Consider the following 24740-nt stretch of genomic DNA (forward strand, 5'->3'; position numbering starts at 1 on the left):
AGTGTGTAATAAATGAATCGTTTTCTCGCCGTAAATTAATGAACCTCAATCATCACTGCATCACCTTGACCGCCACCGCTACAAATCGAAGCAATTCCAATTCCGCCGCCGCGCTGCTTCAGTGCGTGGATAAGTGTAACGATAATACGCGCTCCACTTGCCCCAATCGGATGTCCCATTGCTACAGCTCCGCCATTTACATTCAATTTTTCTGGGTCAATTCCTGCGATTTCTGTACTTGCAATTGCTACCGCTGCAAATGCCTCATTAATCTCGAATAAATCGATATCTTCAATTGTCTTGCCTGTTTTTTCTAGCAATGCATTAATTGCATAACCCGGCGTTCTTGGGAAATCTTTAGACTCCACTGCAATTGCTGTATGTGCCAAAATTGTTGCTAATGGCTTTCTTCCTTCTTGCTTCGCTCTGTCTTCGCTCATTAATACAAGCGCAGCACCACCATCGTTTAGTCCTGGCGCATTACCCGCTGTCACTGCTGACGTCTTATCAAATACAGGTTTTAATTTCGCTAATTTTTCAATCGTTGTATCCGCGCGTGGCGCCTCATCTTTTGCAACGACAATAGGATCGCCTTTTCTTTGCGGAATCGTTACTGGCACGATTTCCTCTTCAAAACGTCCTTCTTTATGCGCGGAAACTGCACGCTGATGGCTACGATATGCCCATTCATCTTGTGCTTCGCGAGAGATTCCATCTTCCTTCGCAACTTCTCCGCCATAAACACCCATGTGTATACCTGAAAATGCACATGTTAAACCGTCAGCAACGTTTAAATCGATTACTTCGTTATTGCCCATTCTGTATCCCCATCTTGCTCCGCGTAAAATGTAAGGACTGTTACTCATCGACTCCATACCACCAGCTACAATCAGTGATTGATCGCCAGTACGAATAATTTGATCCGCTAACGTAACCGCACGAAGACCTGATGCACAAACTTTATTCACTGTTTCCGTCTGCACTTCCCAAGGGATTCCAGCAGCCCTCGCAGCTTGGCGTGATGGAATTTGTCCCTGTCCACCTTGAATAACTGTTCCGAATATAACTTCTTCCACATCATTAGCAGAAACATTTGCTCTTTCAAGCGCTGCTTTAATTGCAATTCCCCCAAGCTCTGTTGCTTTCACGTCTTTTAAAGAGCCTCCAAATTTCCCAACCGGTGTTCTTGCAGCACTTAAAATAACTGTTTTACTCATATTTATTTCCCCCATCTCTTTTTTTAGCACCGAGCGCTCGCTCGGTATTGTTACGTTGAGAAGAGGTGCAATGATTGCACCTCTCTCTAAAGTTGTATTCATGCTTGCAGATTACATTGCTTCTTTCTTCTGTCCGATAACAGAGCGTTCTAAAATCTCTGTTACATCAAGAGTTTGAACCTTCTCTTCTACTTCTTTTGCTTTCGTCCCATCACTAATCATCGTTAAGCAATATGGACAACCTGTACCGATAATGGATGGTTGCACAGCTAGTGCTTGTTCTGTACGAGCAACGTTAATACGTGAACCTGCTGTCTCTTCCATCCACATTAGGCCACCACCTGCGCCACAGCACATTCCCGTTTCACGGTTACGTGCCATTTCTACAAGATTCACACCAGGAATTGCTTTCAAAATGTCGCGCGGCGCTTCGTATACTTCGTTGTATCTTCCTAAGTAACAGGAATCATGGTACGTAACTGTTTCCTCAATAGCGTGAACAGGTTTTAAGCGTCCTTCTTTCACCCACTGAGCTAACAATTCTGTATGATGATAGACTTCTGCTTGCAAGCCAAAGTCTGGATACTCATTTTTAAATGTGTTATAAGCGTGAGGATCAATCGTAACGATTTTCTTCACTCCTGCTTTTTCAAATTCCTCGATATTCTTTGTCGCCATCTCTTGGAAGACAAATTCATTTCCAAGACGGCGCGGTGTATCTCCAGAATTCTTTTCTTTATTACCAAGTATCGCAAATGAGATGCCTGCTTCGTTCATTAACTTCGCAAACGATATCGCAATCTTCTGACTACGATTATCATATGATCCCATTGAACCAACCCAGAATAAATATTCGAACTCCTCGCCAGCTTTCGATTTTTCTTTTACAGTTGGAACCGTTACTTCATCATCACCTTGGCGCCAAGTTTCACGCTCTTTACGGTTCAGTCCCCACGGATTCCCTTGACGTTCGATGTTTGTCATCGCACGCTGCGCTTCCGCGTCCATCTTTCCTTCTGTTAAAACGAGATAGCGGCGTAAATCAATAATTTTGTCAACATGCTCATTCATAACCGGACACTGGTCTTCACAGTTACGGCACGTTGTACAAGCCCAAATCTCTTCCTCTGTAATAACATCTCCGATTAAACTCGGATCGTAAGCTAGCGTTGTAGCCGCTGATTCTTGTTGCCCTTTCCCAACTGCCATCATCGCTAACTGATTTCCTTGTGTATTATTAAAAGCAACTACGGGAACCCACGGTGCTTTTGATGTCACTGCTGCTCCTTTATCAGTTAAATGATCGCGAAGTTTTAAAATTAAATCCATCGGCGATAACATTTTCCCTGTTCCTGTTGCCGGGCACATGTTTGTACAGCGACCACACTCTACGCAAGCGTATAAATCAATAAGCTGATTTTGTCTAAAGTCTTCAATTTTACCAACACCAAATGTTTCTTGCGTTTCATCTTCAAAGTCAATCTTTTCAAGTTTCCCTGGATTTGAAAGACGACCGAAGAAAACGTTAACTGGTCCCGCAATTAAATGCGCGTGTTTTGATTGTGGGACATACACTAAAAACGTTAACAAAATTAGTAGATGTACCCACCAAGAGAAATAGAACACAGAAATGGCTACGGTTTCATTTATTCCCGAGAAAACGTAAGCGATTGCAGAAGCGATTGGTTCACTCCATGAAAGCTCTTCGCCGTGCCATATAATTCCCATCCCATTACCGAGTAGCACAGAAATCATTAAGCCACCAATAAAGATAAGAACAAGGCCTGATTTGAAATTACGTTTTAAACGAACTAACTTCTCAACATAACGTCTATGAAAAGCCCAAAAGACTGCAATTAAAATAACAAGTGTGACAATTTCCTGGAAGAATGTAAATGCAGGGTATAGTGGTCCAAGTGGAAGATGTGATCCTGGTGCGAGTCCTTTCCAAACGAAGTCAATTGCTCCAAATTGGACAAGAATAAATCCGTAAAAGAACATAACGTGAATAATGCCGCTCTTTTTATCTTTCAGCAGCTTTTTCTGACCGAAAACATTGACCTTAAGGAGGTCCCAACGCTCTTTAAAACGACGGTCAAATTCAATCTTTTTTCCTAACTGTATGTAGGCCATCCTCGTTCGTATAAGATACACAAACAAATATCCCGCATAAGCAATAACAGCAATGGCAGCCAGCCAATTAATGATCAGTAAGCTATTCATTTTTATGCTACCCCTCTCTTTGTAAGCCCTCTTTCTTTTTTAGAATCTTCAAAAACATATAATTTTCTGAATTTTATCCCCTATCTTCATTATATAATGAGTGAGCATTCAGTCAACAGTTTTTTGTTATACAACAACATATTTTTTAATAAAGGTGTTTATTTCGGTAAAACTATAAAGTGAAAGTTTAATTTATAAAAAACTGTTGGTGAAAAGACCGTGAAGGAGGGAATTTACTCATGTTCTTCTTATCTCTCTTGTTAATAGGCAGCGCTCTCTGGATTGTAATCGATCTTTCTTACGGGAGAATTGTTCATTTAAAACGTGTGCGCTCTCGTTCTTTCCCTTTACGTCAAAGTAATTTTCACCTTTATACATACGGAAAAGATTTGTATGACGCCCTATTTACTGATATAAAACAGGCGAAACATCATGTGCACGTTTTGTTCTTCATTGTAAAAAACGATAAAATCAGTCGTGAATTTTTACAGTTACTTATAGATAGGGCAAAGGAAGGAATTGAAGTAAGACTTTTACTCGATCAATTAGGAAGCCACCATTTGTCAAACGAGGCAATTCGCTCCCTACAAAAACATGGTGTCTCTTTTTCATTTTGTCATAAAGTGAAGTTTCCTTTCCCTTTCTTTTCTGCAAATCAAAGAAATCATAGAAAAATTACAGTTATTGACGGGAAAATTGGTTATATTGGTGGATTTAATATTGGAGAAGAATATTTAGGGCATAATCAAAAATTAGGATTATGGTGCGATTATCATTTACGTCTTACAGGGGAAGGGGTGCAAGATTTACAAAAGCAATTTTTACATGATTGGCTCGACGATACATATCAAAATTTATTAGATTCATCTCTTTATTTTCCTACGCAACAACCAGGAATCATTCTACATCGTTTTATCCCTACTGATGGTGCCTATTTGCAAAATACATTTTTATATTTAATTGAAAGCGCGGAAAAAGAACTCTTTATCGGTACACCATATTTCATTCCTGGGAAAAAAATTATGAACGCATTATTAGAAGCACGAAAACGTGGTGTTCAAATCACGATTCTCGTTCCAGAAAAAGCGGATCACGCCCTGGTTCGCGAAGCGAAATTCCCATATTGCCGAAAGTTAATACAAGCCGGGTGTAATATTTACGCATTTCAACAAGGTTTTTTTCACGCTAAAGTTATTATAGCGGACGATTACATTTGTGATATCGGAACTGCAAACTTTGATATGAGAAGTTTATATATTAACCATGAAATCAACTGCCTTTTATATGATAAACATTTTATACAAACAGTTAAAAACAAATTCCATGAAGATCTAGAAAACGCGGCATTACTTTCCTTTAAAGATGTTAGCCCGATTTCTCTTATTGATAGAGGAAAAGAATGGATAGGAACGATACTCGCTTTTTTCCTATAGGAAAGATAATGACTAAAGGAGATGTATTCATTATGATTATGCGGTTCGGATATGTCTCACATGCAATGGCACTCTGGGACTGTTCTCCTGCCAAAACGATGACATTTACAAGCTTTCAAAAGCTTAGTAAACAAGAACGAGAAGAGAAATTGTACGATGTTACAAGGCAAAATCTTGAGCATACAATACGTATTCTTCATTACAATATAGCGCATGAAATTCCTTTATATCGCTTGTCTTCTTCCATCGTCCCACTTGCAACGCATCCGGAAGTCGAATTTGATTATATCGGGGTATTTACACCGCTTTGGCGTAAAATTGGGGCATTAATTAAAGAACACAATTTACGAGTAAGTTTTCATCCAAATCAATTTACGCTATTTACAAGCGACAAACCGCACATTACAACTAACGCTATTACAGATATGACCTATCATTATAAAGTATTAGATGCAATAGGAATTGCAGATTCTTCTTATATTAACATCCATGTAGGTGGTGCCTATGGAAATAAAGAACAAGCAGTTGGACGTTTCCATGAAAATATAAAAAGAATTCCTATACATATAAAAAAGCAAATGACACTTGAAAATGATGATAAAACATATACAACAGCTGAAACTTTATCTATTTGCCAAAAAGAAAAAATCCCATTCGTATTTGATTATCATCATCACATGGCAAACCTTTGCGAAGAACCGCTAGAAGCGTTACTTCCTGCAATTTTTGAAACTTGGTCACATACAAATATCCCTCCTAAAGTTCACATTTCTTCTCCTAAATCAGAAAAAGAATTTAGGGCTCACGCTGAATATATTGATTTGGAGTTTATTAAGCCTTTCTTACAGATTGCCAAAAAAATCAATCAAAATTTTGATATTATGATTGAAAGTAAACGGAAAGATTTAGCAATGCTGCAATTCATACACGAATTATCCTCTATAAGAGGAATCAAAAGAATAAATAGCGCAACATTACAATGGTAAATTGTAATGTTGCGCTATTTTTTTCAAAAAAAGTAATTTTTATAGTAAAAAATACCCTATTTTATATGCTATGATTGGAATTAGCATTTTCCACCTGCGATTCAACTTTATTGAAACGGAGTCATAATATGATTAATCAAAAGAAATATGTACAATTTGTCACGATGTATATAATTATATTTTCCCTTTGGATATTTCTTATCCCTAAGGACTTGAATATAAAAGAAATTGGAATCCTTTTCTTATTTTGTTTCGCTACACTCTTTTCTTGCTATTGCCTATATAAAGCAATTAAAAAAATGAAGCGCGGTGACAAACTATTTTGGGTTTTAGTACTATGCACTTGCCTATGTGGATTGACAATGGAGATAACCTTATTTCTTCATTCACTTTCTATATATGAACAAGTTATATTCTCATATAAAGCGTTGCCCTTTTTCATCGTACAATATATTTTGCTCTTTGCTGGCTTTGCTATAAAGTTTGTAAAACATTACTCTATTAGAGGTCTTGCTCAATTTTCATTTGATAGCATTTTTATTGTTATTATGAATATTTATTTTACCTTAACTTTTATTTTGGATCTTTCGAGCTTTCGTATGTTAACAACAGATACCTGGATATTAATTGGATACTTTATTGCACAATCATTAGTAATCTACGCCGTTATTAGCCTATATAGAAGAGAACAATATTCTGCTAGCAGAATCTCATTAATTATTGGCTTTACTATCATACTTGTGTACGGGTATATACATCTGTTCCAATTAAACGCGGGGATGGAAACCTCTTCTGAGTTTTCTTACTTAATACATACTGCTTCGATTTTATTAATCGGTTTGTCGTCTATACTATACATTTGGGATAAACCAATGCAACATGAAACGAAAACAAAGTATTATCGATTTGACTATGTACGCTTTATATTACCTTATTTTAGTATAGTTATTACTTTTTCCTTTATTGTCATTCAACCTTGGGATAATAAATTCATGTTAATCGGCCTAGTATTATCACTCATCTTATTATTCTTACGCCAACTTTATATGTGGAAAGATAATCAAGCATTAATTGATACTTACGAAGAGTTGACTACACAACTAGAAGACGAAGTTGAAGAAGGGGCGTCTGCGTTATCCAAAAGTGAGCAGCGCTATAAATCTTTATTCGAAGATCATCCTGATGCGGTTTTCTCCTTAAATATGAATGGGATTTTTCAACAGTCTAATAAGGCTTGCGAAAGTTTATTCACTGCCTACTATTGTGAAGTAACAAGCTATTCTCTTTTACATTTCATTGACCCAAAAGACCATGATCTATTAAAGAGAGCGTTACAAATAACAAAAGAAGGTAGACCTCAAACTTTAGAGGTTCGTACAAAAGAAAACGAGGGTTACTACTATTACCTTCATATCACACTCATCCCTATTTTCATACATAAAGAAGTTGTTGGGATGTTCGGCATAGCCCGCGATATTACAACTTTATATGAAAAACAAAAACAAGTAGAACATTTAGCCTTTCATGATGCACTTACTGGTTTACCAAATCGCCGAAAGTTTGAAAAAGATTTAAAAACTATTTTAAATACAGCTCAAACTAACGCAAATGATGTTGCCGTCATGTTCCTTGATTTAGATCGATTCAAAAAAATTAACGATAGACTTGGGCATGACATCGGAGATTTATTATTAGTTGAAGTAGCAAAGAGATTACGTGGTTGCTTGCGTTCAAAGGATGTCGTTGCTCGCCAAGGCGGAGATGAGTTTACAATTCTATTACCAGATATGTACTCAGAAAAAAGTGCAATCTTTATAGCTGAACAGATTTTAACCATTCTAAACAAACCATTCTTTATTAAAGATGAAGAACTCTCTATTACACCAAGTATCGGAATTGCAATGTATCCTGATTATGGAACTGATGTAACCGAATTAATGAAAAATGCCGATATAGCTATGTATCGCGCGAAAGCAAATGGAAAAAACAGATTTGTTTTCTTCTCAAAAGAAATGAGTATTGCTCAAAATGAGAGTAACTTCCTAGAAGGCGAACTTGCAAAAGCATTACAACAAAATGAATTTTTCCTTGAATATCAGCCACAAGTAAATACAACAACAAAACAAATTATCGGTTTTGAAGCATTAATTCGCTGGAAGCATCCAAAGCTCGGCATCGTATCTCCTGCCCAATTCATTCCTCTAGCGGAGGAGACTGGATTTATTATTGAACTTGGAAATTGGATTTTACATACTGCTTGCTTAGAAGCAAAAAGGTGGCATAATCAAGGTTTTTCTCACTTAAAAGTTGGTGTGAATTTATCTGTTGTTCAATTTAACCATGCACATTTAATCCATACTATTTCAAAAGTGTTAGAAGAAACAGAACTAAAGCCAGAAGCACTAGATATCGAAATTACAGAAAGTATCGCCATTAATCAAAATCAATCCGTCGTTGCAAAACTAGAACAACTTCAAAATCTCGGTATTCAAATTTCAATTGATGACTTCGGAACTGGTTATAGTTCTTTAGCTTATTTAACACAATATCCAATTAACACATTAAAAATTGCTCGAGAGTTCATTTGCGGTATTACAAATAGTCCTTTAGAAGAAGCAATTATTTCTTCCATTATCACACTATCAAAAGAACTAAATTTAGAAGTTATTGCAGAAGGTGTAGAAACGGAAGAACAATGGAAGTTTTTATATGAACAAAACTGTGACCACATTCAAGGATTCTTTATTAGCAAGCCTGTTTCTAGTAAAGACGTTTGGAGGTTACTCCACAAAAAAACAACCGTCTAAGTAAGACGGTTGTTTTTTTAATGTTCAAATGGTAAATCTGAAGCTAATTGTACCTCTTGATCATTATGAGAAATCACTTGACTTTTCTCTAAAGCTGTATCTGTTAATGAAATACCCCATGCCATTGCTAACGTTAATAGACTACCAATAAGTAATTTTTTCATATTCCATCACCCACATTGTTTTCTTATAATATATCATGAAAATTTATCTACAATTTATGCAATTATGCATACCCATTTTTTGGAGATACCATCACATTTTGTGGATGTAACTTACGAAATATAACACTATACATATTTCAAATCATTTTAATTTAAATACTTCTTTTTTTTTAATAAGGTTTCTTTGTACGAATGTAAATCTAATAAATCAAAGAAGAAAGACGCCTTTTCATACACTTCTTTAATATCACCTGATGAACACTCTAATTTCTCAAGGCACTCACCCTTTTGATAATACAATTGACCGATTAATTCCATACTTCCCATATAACGAGAAGCTTCAATCGCTTCATTTACTTGGTACAATGCCTCTTCAAACTGATCACTCAAATATAAGGCCTTTGCATAATTGTATCGAACTTTAACTGTGAAGGCTTCATCATTATGTAGCGATTCTAACTGTTCTAAAATAGCTCGAAATGAAGTTATTGCCCTATCTAATTGATTATTCTCTGCGCAAATGCTTGCAATAGAATTTTCGATATATAAATTTTGAAATACATCTATCCCTCCGTATGGTTGATGTACAATTTTTTTTAACTCTAAAATGCAATATTCAAAATTAATTTTCTGTAAAACATATGCAGATAAGTAATAATACCAAAGAAGAAACTGATTAAATTCCGGATGAACTTTTTCTTTTTTCAATTCAGCTGAAATAATGCTATAAATTTCAGCATATTGTTTCTTCTTACTCAACATTTGAATTCTATCTTTAAATAACTTTTTTCTTTCAATATCAGAATAAATAAGTACCTCATAAAAATGAATAATGGGAACTTGTAATTTCACTGCGATACCTTGCAATATATCCATACTTGGGTATACTGCGCCCGATTCAATTCGGCTCACTTCCGATTGATGACATATATTCTCGGATAACTGTTTTTGTGTTAATCCCCTCATTACCCTAATCTTCTTAATTTCACTTCCTAATTTTTCTGCGTCCATACGTACTCACCATCCCATTATAACAATCTAATTTATTAAGTTGTCATACCACTACAATAATGTGAATTCGACAATTTTTGATATGAAATAATGCATAATATATATAAAATTCGGCAAATTTTTCATACAATCCATCTCACATACAATAATAGATTAGTAGTTTTATAGATAAATTATAGAAAATTCGCCCGTGCTTTCATTGCATTCGATCTCCTTTATCCTTTATCAACAGAAGCTATTCACACCCAATAACTAGATTGAAATGAAATAAAAGTTGAAATTTCTCAGCCTAGTTTAACGATTTGAAAATTAACAAACCTCAAAATGATACAAAAAAATATGGCAAAAAAGTATTTAAAGGATGATATAAAAGAGGCGAAAGCTCAACAAGAGTGAGTGACAACGGAAATGAATATAGATTCCCAACCTACAAATAAAGAAACAAAAGAAAATCAAACCGAAGTTCACCTTGCACAAACTTACAAAAACTATAAAGTATATAATCAAGATTTCATTGTAAAAGTAGATAAAAATGGAGTAATTACAACTGTTAGTGGAAAATTCGTCCAAAATCCAGACCGACAACCTAATCTAACTATAACAAATTTTTTGTCGAAAAATGAAGTAAAATCTAAATTACACGATATACTTCAAATTCCGAGCGATTCAACTGAGATGGCACTCCCTAGTGAAATGATTGTTCATAAGAAAAAAGAAGTTCACCAATTATAGGTAAACTTCTTTTCATATCCATCCCTTTTCTTCCGCAATTGTAATTGCCTCAATTCTATTTTTCGCATCAAGTTTCGTTAATACTTCAGAAATATAATTACGTACTGTACCAGGTGAAAGATAAAGTGCCTTCGCAATTTCATTTGCCGTCTTTCCTTCTTTCGCAAGTAACAATACTTCTTTTTCGCGATCTGATAGTGGATTTTGCTCCTGCCATAAACCGAACATTAAATCTTGAGAGATTTCTCGCTTTCCTTTCATCACATTACGAATCGATGCAGCTAAATCTTCGCTTGGGCTATCTTTTAATAAATATCCGTGCACGCCAGCTTTCATCGCTCTCTCAAAATATCCAGGGCGCGCAAATGTTGTTAAAATCATTACCTTACATACTGATTTTTCTTTCTTTAACGTTTCCGCAACATCTAATCCGCTTTGAATTGGCATTTCAATATCCATAATACTTACATCAGGTTGTAGCGATTCAATTAGTTTTAGCGCCTCTTCCCCGTTCGCAGCTTGCCCAATTACTTCAATATCATCCTCTAGATCAAGTAGGGCCCCTAATGCACCACGAAGCATCCGCTGATCTTCTGCAATAATAATTCGAATCATGCCCTCACCTCATCTTTTCCTGTTCGAATAACAACTGGTACTTTTACTATTAATAGTGTCCCTGGATTGATCGTACCCAGTTCAACAAACCCATCAATAAGAGCGATGCGCTCCTTCATACCACGAATGCCATTTCCATCTTGGTTTTGATCTGCTAAACCGATTCCGTTATCTTCTACTTTCAAAATCAGCTCGCCTTGCGATTCTAATACAGAAACTGTACACTTTTTCGCCTTACTATGTTTTACAACATTCGTAACAGCCTCGCGTAAACACATCCCAACAATGTTTTGCTCAATTGGTGATAACGAACTCGAACTTGCTTCCTGCTTCACTTCTAGCTCAATATTAGCCGCTTGTAAGATCGCCCTTATTTGCTTGAGCTCTTCTTCTACTGTAATCATACGCATATCAGAAATTAATTCCCTTAGCTGCTTTAATGCTGTACGAGATGTTTGTGTAATTTCCTTCGCTTCCACACTAGCACGCTCCGGATTTTTTACAATTAACTTCTCCACGAGCTGACTTTTTAACGTAATAAGAGATAGCGTATGCCCTAACGTATCATGAAGATCTCTTGCAATCCGCTGTCGTTCTTCACGTTTTACTAAGTCTTTAATTTGTTCGTTTGCTTCGTTTAATTGATTTCTTAATATCTTTTTTTGATTAAAATTGCGCATACCGAAAGGCGCAGCAAGCATCAAAATAAGCATCGGGACAGTATTTATAAAGCTTGTAAATGAAAAACCCGCACCATATACAAATGTTATAAGCGTTACAACTAATAAGCCCAATAATATACGGAATATTTTTTTCGTAGGTGCGAATGCTATGGCATTTGATGTGAAGAAACATAAAAAAATAAGATACGGACTATAGAAAAAGCTAAATACCAAGGCTATAACCAGTTGCATACAAGCCCACATTGCGAACATTTTTGTAACAAAATATAACTGTCGGTATGCTAATACAAAAAGAATTAGCATGCCAGCCCCAAACATTAACCTTGAGCCCTCCTCTTGTACAAGTGCATAAATCGGAAACGCTAAATACACAAGCCACATATACGGGAAGAAACCCATATGTTTCGGGAAAATCTCAATCCTTTTCTTCTCTATCATTTATACCGCTTCCTGTCTTTTTCTTATATATATTGATATTACAACAAATATAAGGAAATAACCTCCTAATACCGCGATGTTTTCCCATCCAATTGATTTTCCAGCTACAATATCCCATGCACCGCTTCCGAAGTGGTATGTTGGTGTCCATTCACCGATAGATCTTAATATTTTCGGGAATACTTCGATTGGCATCCATAGACCACCAATTACAGCTAGACTCATATTTAAAATATTTGCTAAACCTGCTGCTGCATCCGCCTTCTTAATAGAACCTATTACTGTTCCTAATGCTAAAAATGGTGTTACACCTAACAACAACCATAATCCAGCACCAATCCATTGTCCTACTGTTAACTCAACATGATTAATTAATATTCCTGCGATAAAGATAACTAAGATTGAAAAAGCATTCACTACTGTTTGAGCGATGATCTTAGCTGTTATATACGCTCCCTCTGGAAGTGGTGTAACTTTCAACAAATGTGTCCACCCTTGCCCCTTTTCCTGAGAAATTCTTACACCAAAACTAAAAAGTGCCGTCCCTACAATACTAAACGTCGCCATTGAGATTAAATAATGTGCTTTCCACGCATCTCCATTTTGTGGCACTTGAATAACATTTGTGAAAATGTAGTAAAACATAACTGGCATTAATAATGAGAAAAAGATAAATAATTTATTGCGGAACGTACGTAAAATTTCTATTTTGCATTGCATCCATAAAGCTTTCATGCGATTTCCTCCTTCTGATTTGCGACAAGTTGTTCAAATGCTTCGTCAAGACTTCCTCGTTCAACTGAAACATCTGTTACAGGTAAATTCTTTTGATAAATTGCCTTTAACGTTGCATCTGTATCTTCAGTTGTTAAAGTAAAGTGCCCTTCGCTTGATTGTACTTCTGTTACGTTTGGTAACTCTTTTAGTAATTTTGCAGGAATATGTTCCTTCGAATAAAACTTGATTGTTTTTCGAGAAATCGTCGCCTTCATCTCATCTGGTGTACCATCTGCGATAATCTTTCCATTTGCAAATAATAAAATACGATTCGCCAAGGCATCTGCTTCTTCTAAATAGTGCGTCGTTAAAATAATTGTTTTCCCTTCACTTGCTAATTTTCGAATTGTTTCCCAAAACGTTCTTCGAGACGTAATATCCATCCCAACTGTCGGCTCATCTAAAAATAGCAAATCTGGATTTCCTGCAAGTGCGAGTGCAAAATTTAACCTTCTCTTTTGACCACCTGATAATTTCTCACATCTTTGCTTGCGCTCTGATTCTAAATTTGATAACTGCAGCAGCGTTTCTTTCGCTACCGGATTCTTATAATAACTACGGAATAACTCAATTGCCTCTTCTACTGTAATGCTATCAATGACACTTACTTCTTGTAGCATCGCACCGAGGTTATTACGAACATCTCTATGCTTAGGATTCTTTCCAAATATAGAAACAGTCCCTTCCGTCGGATCCTTTAATCCAAGCATCATTGACATCGTCGTCGTTTTCCCTGCACCATTCGGTCCAAGTAGTGCTACGATTTCTCCTTTATTTACATGAAATGAAACGTTATTTACTGCACTTTTATATTTAAATGTTTTAGAAACACCATTTACTTCAATAATCTTTTCCATCTCTCCACCCCCGCTGTTTCTTATATTTACATTGTACGTTTTGGAAAACTTAGGAAACAGTATGATGCGTCATGACATCGATATGACAATTGTCATGTATTCCTTATGAGAGGAATCAACCCACATACCGCAAGCGAGTAGCAGGACGAAAATAAACATGATACAATCGGGTAAGATATATATTCGAGGAAGGACAGTGGTTTTCATGATTATTCGTAATGAACAAGATTTAGAAGGCTTACGAAAAATCGGCCGCATCGTTGCGCTTGCACGTGAAGAAATGAAAAAAGAAGCGAAGCCAGGTATGACAACGAAAGAGCTTGATTTGATCGGTAAAAAAGTATTAGATGAGCACGGTGCTATCTCTGCACCTGAAAAAGAATATGATTTCCCTGGTGTAACTTGCATTAGTGTGAACGAAGAAGTTGCTCACGGTATTCCAGGAGACCGCGTATTAAAAGACGGCGACTTAGTAAACGTCGACGTATCTGCTGCACTTGATGGCTATTATGCAGATACAGGTATTTCATTTGTACTTGGAGAAGATGAAGCAAAAGAAAAGCTTTGCCAAGCAGCGGTTGATGCATTTTGGGCAGCAATGAAAAAGGTGAAAGCTGGTTCAAAGCAAAATCAAATTGGTCGTGCTGTTTCAAACTTTGCACATAAAAATGGATACAATGTGATTCAAAATTTAACTGGTCACGGCATTGGTCTTAGCTTACATGAAGCACCAAACCACATTTTAAGCTACTTTGATCCAATGGATAGTGCACTTCTAAAAGACGGTCTTGTTATCGCTGTAGAGCCATTCATTTCTATGAAAGCTGATCATATTATCGAGCGCGGTGACGATGGTTGGACATTCGTTACACCTGACAAAAGCCTTGTTGCACAATGTGAACATACAGTTGTTGTAACACGCGGCGAACCGATAATCTTAACAGAAATATAAAAAAGAACCGCTTCTTACTAAGAAGCGGTTCTTTTTACATACTGTTTTGAAAAGACGTAATACGGTTGAACTCTTTTTCATTTACGTATATAATTTTTAACGAAGGTTATTGATGATTATCTCTCAAGATGATCAAGGGAGTACCTTCTTTTTTATTTAATAGCATCGATTAAAGGGATGCGTTCTATTTATCATAAAACGCTGTCTTCGCTTTAATCTACGAATTGTATACTCTTTTAGACAGTACATATTTTCTTCATCCTGACCAAATTCAAGCTACATTTTATTACTACCTCAATACGAAAGAATTTTTTACAATGAGATACATTATTTTGGTTAGCATGTATCGTAAAACTCACCTTTATAACGATTCTTTGCACATGGCAAGAATACAGATCACTATAAAATAGTTTAAGCATTTCACTGCATATTTTTTGTATGTACCTATTTTATAAAGAACCACGTAACAAGTCACACCCTATAAAGGTCTGATATCATTCCTTATCAGCATTTCGTTCGACATTTTTTGTCGAAATTTGTATATTCACTCCCTATATTATTAAAATATACATTTTGTTTTACGTTACAAAACATCGAATATGAACACTTTCCTAGAGAGTATACGCGGTAAAGGAGGCATCACGACAGTCCCATTGATCTATGACAAACAATCCCTTCACAAAGCATTTTTATATAATAGAAGGATTCATAAAGGAGGCACAATGAAAAAACTTTTCAATATATGTTTAATTGTATTCGTACTATTTTCGCAGCTTGCTAGTTTTCCATACAATCAAGTAAAAGCGGAAACATTAACTGGGAACTCATTATTTGACACTGTTGAAATGAAAGATGCAACGAATCATATTATTGACGAAGCATTAAATCCTAAAAACTTAATACAAGTAGGATCAACCATTCACCTAGAATATGCTTGGTCAATAAAAGATCAACAAACAGACTCAGCAGTGCTCCAAATACCTAATGCATTAAAAGTTAAAAGTAATCAACAAGGAAATCTGATGGCAGATCAGCAAATTATTGGTCAATATTTTGTTACAGCAAACGATAACAAAATGAAACTAGTATTTAACGATCAAGTAAAAGATTCCAAAGGTGCGAACGGAAAAATCAATTTTGATACAGTATTCAATCCTGATTTAAAACCTAGTGCAAAATCTGTTCAACTCTCATTCCCTCTAGGTACAACAGCTAAGTCTATTTCAGTTCCTGTTCAAGTAGATAACCCTACTTCACCTACTACGAATACGGGTAATGCTCAGCAACCGGCGGGAGAGCAAAAGAATGGTGATGTTCAGCAACCTACGGAAGAACAAAAGAATGGCGACTCTCAGCAACCGGCGGAGGAGCAGAAGAATGGTGATGCTCAGCAACCTACGGCGGAGCAAAAGAATGGTGATGCTCAGCAACCTACGGAAGAACAAAAGAATGGCGACTCTCAGCAACCAGCGGAAGAGCAAAAGAATGATGATGCTCAGCAACCTACGGAAGAGCAAAAGAATGGTGATGCTCAGCAACCGGCGGAGAATCCTGGTGATAACACAACAGAGCAACCTGTTGACAATCCAGATCCATCACCGAAGCAAATTACAGAAAACATTTTAACAGGTGTCACATTAACGGATAAAGACGGTAAGCCATTTAATGATACGGATAATCGTCCAAATCCAAATTCTATTACCCAAATCGATTTTACATGGGAAGTCTTGAAATCGCTGAACGTCAAAAATGGTGATTATTTTACTTTCCAACTCCCAGAATACTTTATTGTTCACAATACCATTACACAAGATTTAGTAGATGGGGAAAAAAATACGATTGGATCATTCGTTGTTACACCCGATGGAAAAGTAACGATGACTTTTAACGAATATGTTGAAGAGCATCCTAATATAACTGGACATTTAAACATTCGTACGGAGTTTAATGAAGTAAAAATTACGGGGACTACAGAAAAACAAATCCCATTCCCTATTAAAGAAAAAGAAGTTGTTATTGAACTTGATTTCAAACCTAAAGTAACAAACTCTATAAATAAAAAAGGTTTACCTGACAGACCAATTAATACGAATCAAATTAATTGGAAAGTAGAAATGAACAAAACGAAAGATAAGCTTACAAATGCTGTCTTTCAAGATGAAATCCCAAAAGGGGCAAGCCTCAATGAAGATTCTATTAAGGTTTATTATTTAGAAGTAGATATTAACGGGAGGACAACTCGCGGAGCAGAAGTTCCTAAGGAAGAATATGAACTTACTTCATCCTCCGATAAATTAAATATCGCTTTTAAAAAGGAAACAAATAAAGCATATGAAATCGAATATGCAACAAAGATTACAGATGAAAGTGTTACTAGTTTCAAAAACAACGCAAAAGTATCCAGCAAGAATCAAAAAGATGTATCTGCAAATGCAACTGTAACTGTTTCACGCGGTACGCATCTAGAGAAAACTAGTAAGTACAACCCAAAAACACAAACAATCGAATGGACGATCACTTATAACGGTGACCAGAGAGATATTAAAAAGGCTGATGCGCTTTTAAAAGATGTTTTGGATAAATCTCATAAAGTTGATAAAAATTCTATCGTGGTAAAAAATGCTTCTTATGATGATACAGGAAAACTTGTTACGGGTGACAATGCCACAAACTTTACTGTAAAAGAAACCGATGATGGATTTGATTTACAGTTTACTGAAGATATCAATAGCGCCTATGTGATTACTTATACATCGAAAGCTACGAGTGATGTCATAAAAGATGGCGAAATCGAAAATAAAATTATTGCCGATGGTAAGTGGAGTAAAACAAACAAAGTTACGTTAAAACAACAAAACATCATAAAGAAACATAATAAAAAAGATACGGATTACAATAAGAAAACAACAACATGGACAATTATTGTAAATGATAACAACTACGTATTAAACGATGCTGTTATCAAGGATACGTTTGACTATGGTGGCCTAACATTACAGAAAGATAGTTTCAAAATTACAGACGGATCGAGAACGCTTGATCCAAATTTTGATTACACACTCGATGTAACAGATAAGGGATTTGAAGTAAAACTAACTGGTGATTATAAGTCTAATATGAATAAAACTTTAACTATCACATACACAACAGACTTTAATTACGAAACCCTATCTAAAGTAAAAGAGGATAAGAGTAAAAATAACTCATTCCAAAATACAGCAAATTTATCATGGAAAGATATAAATGGGGACGATAAAAATAGTTCCTCCTATGATAAATTCGATCCTGATTACTACACAAAAGGAAATGGATTTAAATACGGTTCTTACAATGCCCAAACGAAAGAAATTAAATGGGACATAGGGTTTAACTATAATAATATGACGATTAAGGACCCTTCTATCGTTGACGTATTAAAGAATAATCAAAAACTTATACCAGGCTCCATTGAGGTTTACCATATGGAATTAACTGGTGGTGCGCATGGATTTAAAATAGGGGCACCCGTTTCACCAGACGAATATACGATAGAAAATCCAACAAAAGATAACAACAATACATTAACGATTCATTTTAAAAACGAAATTAATTCTGCGTATTATGTTAGCTTTAAAACTTCACTCGCAGGCGAACAAATTAATAAGCGCTACGATAATTATGCCGATTTAAAAGATGGATCAAAAACTGTTACTACTATTCATGGTGCATTTGAAATCACAAACGGTGGTAGCGGGGTTATGAAAAAAGCAAAACAAAATGACAAGTATATTGATTGGAGCGTTTCTATTAATCCGAGTCAATCAACTATTGAAAATGCAGTCGTAACGGATGAACCAACAGACAATCAAATTCTTGATGAAAAGTCATTCCACCTATACCCGACAACAGTAGCCGTGGATGGCACTTTAACGAAAGATACAACAAATGAATTAAAAGAAGGAACAGACTATAAACTCAAAGTAACAACAGACAACGATACAGGGAAGCAACAGTTTAAAGTTGAATTCCTTCATACCATTGATCGAGCATATATTTTAGAATATCGCTCACTCATTAATGCAGATCATATGGAAACAGTGAGTAATAAGGCAAATATTACTGGCCACCGTTTAGTACTAGAGGAAACTAAAACTACTGAAAAGGTAGTTGTTAAAGTATCTTCTGGATCTGGAGGTGGTTCTGCTAGTAAAGGACGCGGGAGCCTTCAAATTATAAAGGTTGATGATAAAGATCAAACAGTCCCATTAGCCGGAGCAGAATTTACTTTATATGATCAAACAGGTACAACCGCTATTCGAACAATTACAACTGGTGATGACGGTGTCGCTAAGTTTAATAACTTACGACGCGATAAATATATGATTAAAGAAACGAAAGCACCTAAAGGTTATGTAATTAGTAAAGAATTAAAAGCAGGTATACTTGTTGAGCTAGGTTCTGAAGAAATTACAAAATATACCCTTACAAATAAGAAATTTGTCGGGAAAGTAGTACTTACAAAAACTGATGCTCACAGTAAGGAAACACTTGAACATGCTGTTTTCTCTTTACTGGATGAAAACAAACAAGTCATTCCTAAACATAAAGAATTAACAACAAATGATAAAGGTCAAATTACTGTAGATAATTTAAAACCAGGAACTTACTACCTACAAGAAACAAAAGCTCCTGAACATTATAAATTAGATGATCGACTGATTGAGGTTAAAATCGCGGAAGATCAAACAACAGTAATAAACCGAACTGCAACAAATAGTTTAATTCCAGGATCGGCCACTTTAACAAAAGTCGATAAAGATGGAAAAACTTTAGCAGGCGCGGAGTTCAGTGTACGCGATCGACATAACAATGTAATTCGCGGATACGAAAAATTAACGACAAATAATAAAGGTCAAATCGAAGCAAAAGATTTACGCCCTGGAGACTATCAATTTGTCGAAGAAAAAGCACCTAAAGATTACGACATAGATAAAAAACCAATTGAGTTTACAATTGTAAAAAGCCAAAAGAAAGCAGTTACTGTTACTGCGACGAATCATCTCATCAAAGGTGGCGTCACCTTAACAAAAGCTGATGATATCGATGGTACAACTCTTGCGGGAGCTGTATTTAAAATTGTTGACGCAGATGATGAAAAGAAAGTCATTCGCGAAAACGTAAAAACTGGCGCAGATGGAACCGTTACTGTTAAAGACTTAGAGCCTGGCATGTATAAATTTATTGAAACGGAAGCTCCTAAGGATTATACGTTAAACAAAGATCCTATTCCGTTTACAATTGACAAAAGCCAACAGTCTTTAGCTACCGTTACGGCAACAAACAGTTTAAAAACAGGAGAAGTGGAACTATTAAAAGTTGACGAGTTTGGCGAGAAAAAGCCGCTAGAAGGTGCAGTATTCAAACTTGTCGATGCCAATAATAATGAAGTTCCCCCTCACACTAACTTAACTACCGATAAAAAAGGGAAATTTAAAGTTAGTAATTTACGTCCTGGTACGTATAAATTTATTGAAACAGCTGCTCCTGAACATTACGTTTTACGAGCAGAACCTATTGAATTTACAATCGATAGAAGTCAGAAAGAAACTCTACTTGTGAAAGCTGAAAATGCTTTAAAACCAGGAGATGTTGAATTAACGAAAGTTGATGATATCGACGGTACAGTTCTTGCAGGTGCTGTATTTAAAATTGTTGATGCTAATGATGAAAAGAAAGTCATTCGCGAAAATGTAAAAACTGGTGCAGATGGTAAAGCTATCGCTACTGGCTTACGCCCTGGCGATTATAAATTTATCGAAGTAACAGCACCGAAGTATTACGATAAAAATACAAAGCCTATCGAATTCACGATTAAAGAAAGTCAAGGAACTTCACCAATTACTGTTACTGCTAAAAACAGCTTAACAAAAGGCGGTATTGAATTAACAAAGGTGAATGCTGCAGATGAAAAGGAAACACTTGAAGGTGCAGTATTTAAAATCGTTAATAGAGATACGAATGAAGATGCTCGTACGGAACTTGTTACGAATAGTAAAGGAATGCTAGTTGTTGACGACTTACGTCCTGGTAACTATAAACTTATCGAAACAAAGGCTCCAACTTATTACGATGTAAATGTAGAACCTATTGAATTTACAATCGAAAAAGGACAACAAAAACTTCTTCCACTTACATTTAAAAATAGTTTAACGAAAGGAAAAGTTAAACTTATTAAAGAAGATGATGTGGAAAGTAGTATCGCTCTTGCCGGCGCGGTGTTCACATTACAAGACGCAACTGGCAAAGAAATTGCGAAAGATTTAAAAACAGATGATTACGGAGTGCTAGTTATTCCTGATTTAGCACCAGGAGATTACCAATTTATTGAAACAGCTGCTCCTGAACATTATAAATTAGATCAAACACCTATTAAGTTCACGATTAAAAAAGGTAGCAAGGATGATCTACCAGTCCCTGTCACTGTAAAAAATAGTTTACTTACAGGTGGCGTTACTTTAACAAAAGTTGATGACGTTGATGGCGCTACTCTTAAAGGCGCAGAATTTATCATTGTTGATGCTCATGATACTAAAAAGGTAGTTCGTAAAGGGTTAACTACTGATGAACATGGTAAAGTTTCTGCTTCTGATTTACGCCCGGGTGACTATCAATTTATTGAAGTAAAAGCTCCAAAAGACTATGACTTAAGGAAAGATCCTATTCCGTTCACTATCGGAAAAAGTCAAAAAGAAAATATTACAGTTACTGCTACCAACAGCTTAACGAAAGGTGGCGTCATTTTAACAAAAATAGATGACATCGATCGTACAATGCTGAAAGATGCAGTATTTAAAATTGTTGATATGGATGGTAAAGACGTTCGCACAAACCTTGTTACAGACGATAAAGGCGAAATTTCGGTTTCTGACTTACGTCCTGGAGACTATCAATTTGTTGAAACAGCTGCTCCTGAACATTATGTGTTAGACGAAACACCGATTCCATTTAAAATTGAACGAAACCAAACGACAAAGATTCCCGTTACAGGGAAAAACACTTTGAAAAAAGGTAGCGTGGAATTAACAAAAATTGACGATATTGATACTGATACGAAGCTCGCTCATGCTGTATTTAATTTATTAGATGCAGACGGAGAAGTAGTTAAAGAAGGATTAAAAACAAATGATGAAGGAAAAATTGTTGTTGAAAACCTACGTCCTGGTACGTATCAATTCGTGGAAACAATAGCTCCTGAACATTACGATTTAAATAAAACACCGATCGAATTTACAATTAAGAAAAGCCAAACTGAAACGCTTCATGTTACGGCCAAAAACGCTCTAACAAAAGGTGCAGTGGAACTTTCTAAAGTAGATGACATCGATGGTACTAAACTTGAAGGCGCAGTATTTAACATTGTTGATATGAAGGGTACTGTAATTCGTAAAGACCTTGTTACAAATAGTAAAGGGAAAATTCAAGTTAACGACCTACGTCCTGGTGATTACCAATTCATCGAAACAGAAGCTCCTAAGCATTACGTTTTAGATGAAACACCAATCAATTTCACTATTGAAAAAGGACAGAAGGAGACTATCTCTTTAACCGCTAAAAATAGTTTAAAACAAGGTAGTATCGAATTAATTAAAGTGGATGATTTAAATGATCAAACAAAACTTGCTGATGCCGTGTTTAATTTACTAGATCAAAACGGTAAAGTACTTAAAACGGATTTAAAAACGAACGGTGAAGGAAAAATCATTGTTGAAAACTTACGTCCTGGTACGTATCAATTTGTCGAAACAACGGCTCCGAAACATTATGATTTAGACAAAAAGCCAATGGTAGTTACAGTTGAAAAAAGCCAGAAAAACATTGCTACTGTTACTATGAAAAATAGTTTAACAAAAGGCGGCGTTGAACTTATTAAAGTAGACGACGTCGATGGTACTACACTTGAAGGCGCAGTATTTAACATTGTTGATATGAAGGGTACTGTAATTCGCGAGAATCTTAATACAAATTCACAAGGTAAAATTAGCGTTTCTGACTTACGTCCTGGTGATTATCAATTCATCGAGACAAAGGCTCCGAAACACTACGATTTAAATAAAGAACCTATTCCTTTCACGATTGAAAAAGGACAAGCCGAACCGATTTCTGTTACTGCTAAAAATAGTTTAACAAAAGGTGCGGTAGAACTTTCTAAATTGGATGACGTCGATGGAACTGCCCTTAAAGGCGCAGTATTTAACATCATTGATTTAAGTAATGGCAAAGATGTCCACATTAATCTTACGACAGATGCCGATGGAAAAATCTCTGTTCCAGATTTACGTCCAGGAGACTATCAGTTTGTTGAAACGAAAGCTCCTGAACACTACAAATTAGACAGTACACCGCTTAAATTTACAATTAAGAAAAGCCAAGCAGAGAAACTACAAGTCACTGCTACTAACAGCTTAATTGAAGGTGCTGTTGAATTAATTAAAGTGGATGATATAAATCCAGATACAAAACTTTCTGATGCAGTATTTAACATCATTGATGCGAAAGGTAAAGTTGTTCGCACGAATTTAACTACTGATAAAGACGGGAAAGTTTCTGCTTCTAATTTACGACCAGGAGATTATCAATTCGTTGAAACGAAAGCTCCTAAAGATTATGATTTAAATAAAACACCGATTCCTTTCACTATCGAGAAAAGCCAACCAACTCACGTTTCTGTTACTGCTAAAAATGGCTTAACTAAAGGTGGCGTGGAATTAACGAAAGTTGACTCTTTAGATGCGAAAGAAACGCTGGAAGGCGCGGTATTTAAAATTACGGATATGAACGGTAACGACATTCGTACGAATTTAGTTACTAATAAAGATGGAAAAATCATCGCTAAAGACTTACAACCTGGAGACTATCAATTTATTGAAACGAAAGCTCCTACTCATTATGACTTAAATGAAGATCCGATTAAGTTCACAATTGAAAGAAGTCAAACAAAACATGTCTTCGTTACAGCTACGAACAGCTTAACGAAAGGTAGTGTCGAGTTAATTAAAGTCGATGATGTTGAAGAAAACACAACACTTGAGGGTGCGGTATTTAAAATTGTTAATAAGGATGGACACGACGTCCGTACTGATTTAATTACTGATAAAAACGGCCGTTTAGTTGTGGATGAATTACCACCAGGAGACTATGAGTTTATCGAAACGAAAGCTCCTAACCATTATGACTTAAACGAAACACCTATTAAGTTCACAGTTAAAAAAGGGCAAGAAAAAATCGCTTCCGTTACCGCTACAAATAGCTTAACGAAGGGCGCTGTTGAATTAACTAAAGTCGACGACATCGACGGCTCTACTCTCGAAGGGGCTATCTTTAAAATTGTTGATATGAACGGGCACGATGTTCGTTCTAATTTAACTACTGATAAAGATGGTAAAATTTCTGTTTCTGATTTACGTCCTGGAGACTATCAGTTTATTGAAACGAAAGCTCCTACTCATTACGACTTAAATCAAAACCCTATCAACTTTACTGTTGAAAAGAGTCAAACGGCTACAGCTTCTGTTACTGCTACAAATAGCTTAACGAAGGGCGCTGTTGAATTAATTAAGATTGACGATGTTAACAACTCTACTCTTGAAGGGGCTATCTTTAAAATCGTTGATATGAACGGCAATGATGTTCGTTCTGATTTAACTACTGATAAAGATGGTAAAATTTCTGTTTCTGATTTACGTCCTGGAGACTACCAGTTTATTGAAACGAAAGCTCCTACTCATTACGACTTAAATCAAAATCCAATCAAGTTTACTGTTGAAAAGAGTCAAACGGCTACAGCTTCTGTTACTGCTACAAATAGC

14 protein-coding genes are annotated in these 24740 nt (G+C 35.9%); 6 read left to right on the forward strand and 8 right to left on the reverse strand.

Translation table 11 applies throughout. The features are described from left to right. Window positions 1-35: 35 nt before the first annotated feature. Complete coding sequence (locus ACTFOB_RS23580) at window positions 36-1319, reverse strand: acetyl-CoA C-acetyltransferase (protein WP_440027547.1); 1284 nt, start codon at window positions 1317-1319, stop codon at window positions 36-38. A gap of 9 nt (window positions 1320-1328) precedes the next feature. Next, window positions 1329-3440 carry a heterodisulfide reductase-related iron-sulfur binding cluster gene (locus tag ACTFOB_RS23585; protein ID WP_151630169.1) on the reverse strand — a complete coding sequence of 704 codons (2112 nt, stop codon included), beginning with the start codon at window positions 3438-3440 and terminating at the stop codon, window positions 1329-1331. Window positions 3441-3679: 239 nt separating this feature from the next. Here ACTFOB_RS23585 and cls point away from each other — a divergent pair, with 239 nt between their 5' ends. From cls to ACTFOB_RS23600, 3 genes are all read left to right on the forward strand, one after another. Continuing rightward, the gene (gene cls / locus ACTFOB_RS23590; protein ID WP_440027546.1) at window positions 3680-4873 is read left to right on the forward strand and encodes a cardiolipin synthase; all 1194 of its coding nucleotides are present in this window, start codon (window positions 3680-3682) and stop codon (window positions 4871-4873) included. A 32-nt stretch (window positions 4874-4905) separates the two neighbouring features. After that, entirely contained in the window at window positions 4906-5859 is a 954-nt protein-coding gene (uvsE, locus tag ACTFOB_RS23595) for a UV DNA damage repair endonuclease UvsE (RefSeq protein ID WP_440027544.1), read from the forward strand. Window positions 5860-5987: 128 nt separating this feature from the next. Then, the gene (locus ACTFOB_RS23600) at window positions 5988-8666 is read left to right on the forward strand and encodes a DUF4084 domain-containing protein (RefSeq protein ID WP_440027543.1); all 2679 of its coding nucleotides are present in this window, start codon (window positions 5988-5990) and stop codon (window positions 8664-8666) included. Window positions 8667-8683: 17 nt separating this feature from the next. On the opposite strand, the gene papR is transcribed toward ACTFOB_RS23600, so the two are convergent. Beyond that, complete coding sequence (gene papR / locus ACTFOB_RS23605; protein WP_000734740.1) at window positions 8684-8830, reverse strand: quorum-sensing peptide PapR; 147 nt, start codon at window positions 8828-8830, stop codon at window positions 8684-8686. A 147-nt stretch (window positions 8831-8977) separates the two neighbouring features. After that, window positions 8978-9841, reverse strand: coding sequence for a helix-turn-helix domain-containing protein (locus tag ACTFOB_RS23610; protein WP_440027539.1), 864 nt, complete (start codon window positions 9839-9841; stop codon window positions 8978-8980). Window positions 9842-10237: 396 nt separating this feature from the next. Here ACTFOB_RS23610 and ACTFOB_RS23615 point away from each other — a divergent pair, with 396 nt between their 5' ends. Beyond that, the gene (locus tag ACTFOB_RS23615) at window positions 10238-10573 is read left to right on the forward strand and encodes a bacillolysin (RefSeq protein ID WP_440027538.1); all 336 of its coding nucleotides are present in this window, start codon (window positions 10238-10240) and stop codon (window positions 10571-10573) included. Between the two features lie 12 nt (window positions 10574-10585). Here ACTFOB_RS23615 and ACTFOB_RS23620 read toward each other — a convergent pair whose 3' ends face one another. From ACTFOB_RS23620 to ACTFOB_RS23635, 4 genes are read right to left on the reverse strand one after another with little or no spacing between them, the layout of a single operon-like run. Further along, window positions 10586-11188, reverse strand: a complete 603-nt coding sequence (locus ACTFOB_RS23620; protein ID WP_440027536.1) for a response regulator transcription factor — start codon at window positions 11186-11188, stop codon at window positions 10586-10588. Beyond that, a complete protein-coding gene (locus ACTFOB_RS23625; protein ID WP_440027534.1) occupies window positions 11185-12309 on the reverse strand; it encodes a sensor histidine kinase in 1125 nt (374 codons plus the stop codon). The genes ACTFOB_RS23620 and ACTFOB_RS23625 overlap by 4 nt, the downstream gene beginning before the upstream one ends. Beyond that, the gene (locus tag ACTFOB_RS23630) at window positions 12310-13044 is read right to left on the reverse strand and encodes an ABC transporter permease (protein ID WP_440027532.1); all 735 of its coding nucleotides are present in this window, start codon (window positions 13042-13044) and stop codon (window positions 12310-12312) included. Further along, entirely contained in the window at window positions 13041-13943 is a 903-nt protein-coding gene (locus ACTFOB_RS23635) for an ATP-binding cassette domain-containing protein (protein WP_440027530.1), read from the reverse strand. Before ACTFOB_RS23635 ends, ACTFOB_RS23630 begins: the two co-directional genes overlap by 4 nt. Before the next feature lie 157 nt (window positions 13944-14100). Between ACTFOB_RS23635 and map the strand changes: the two genes are divergently transcribed. Together map and ACTFOB_RS23645 are read left to right on the forward strand one after the other, a co-directional pair. Next, window positions 14101-14895, forward strand: a complete 795-nt coding sequence (gene map / locus ACTFOB_RS23640) for a type I methionyl aminopeptidase (RefSeq protein ID WP_440027528.1) — start codon at window positions 14101-14103, stop codon at window positions 14893-14895. 722 nt (window positions 14896-15617) lie between these two features. Further along, window positions 15618-24740: SpaA isopeptide-forming pilin-related protein (locus ACTFOB_RS23645; protein ID WP_440032740.1), on the forward strand; the 9123-nt coding region annotated here is incomplete at its 3' end.

It is taken from the genome of Bacillus cereus group sp. MYBK79-1 (genome assembly GCF_051915365.1).
In the GTDB taxonomy this organism is placed as follows: Bacteria; Bacillota; Bacilli; order Bacillales; family Bacillaceae_G; genus Bacillus_A.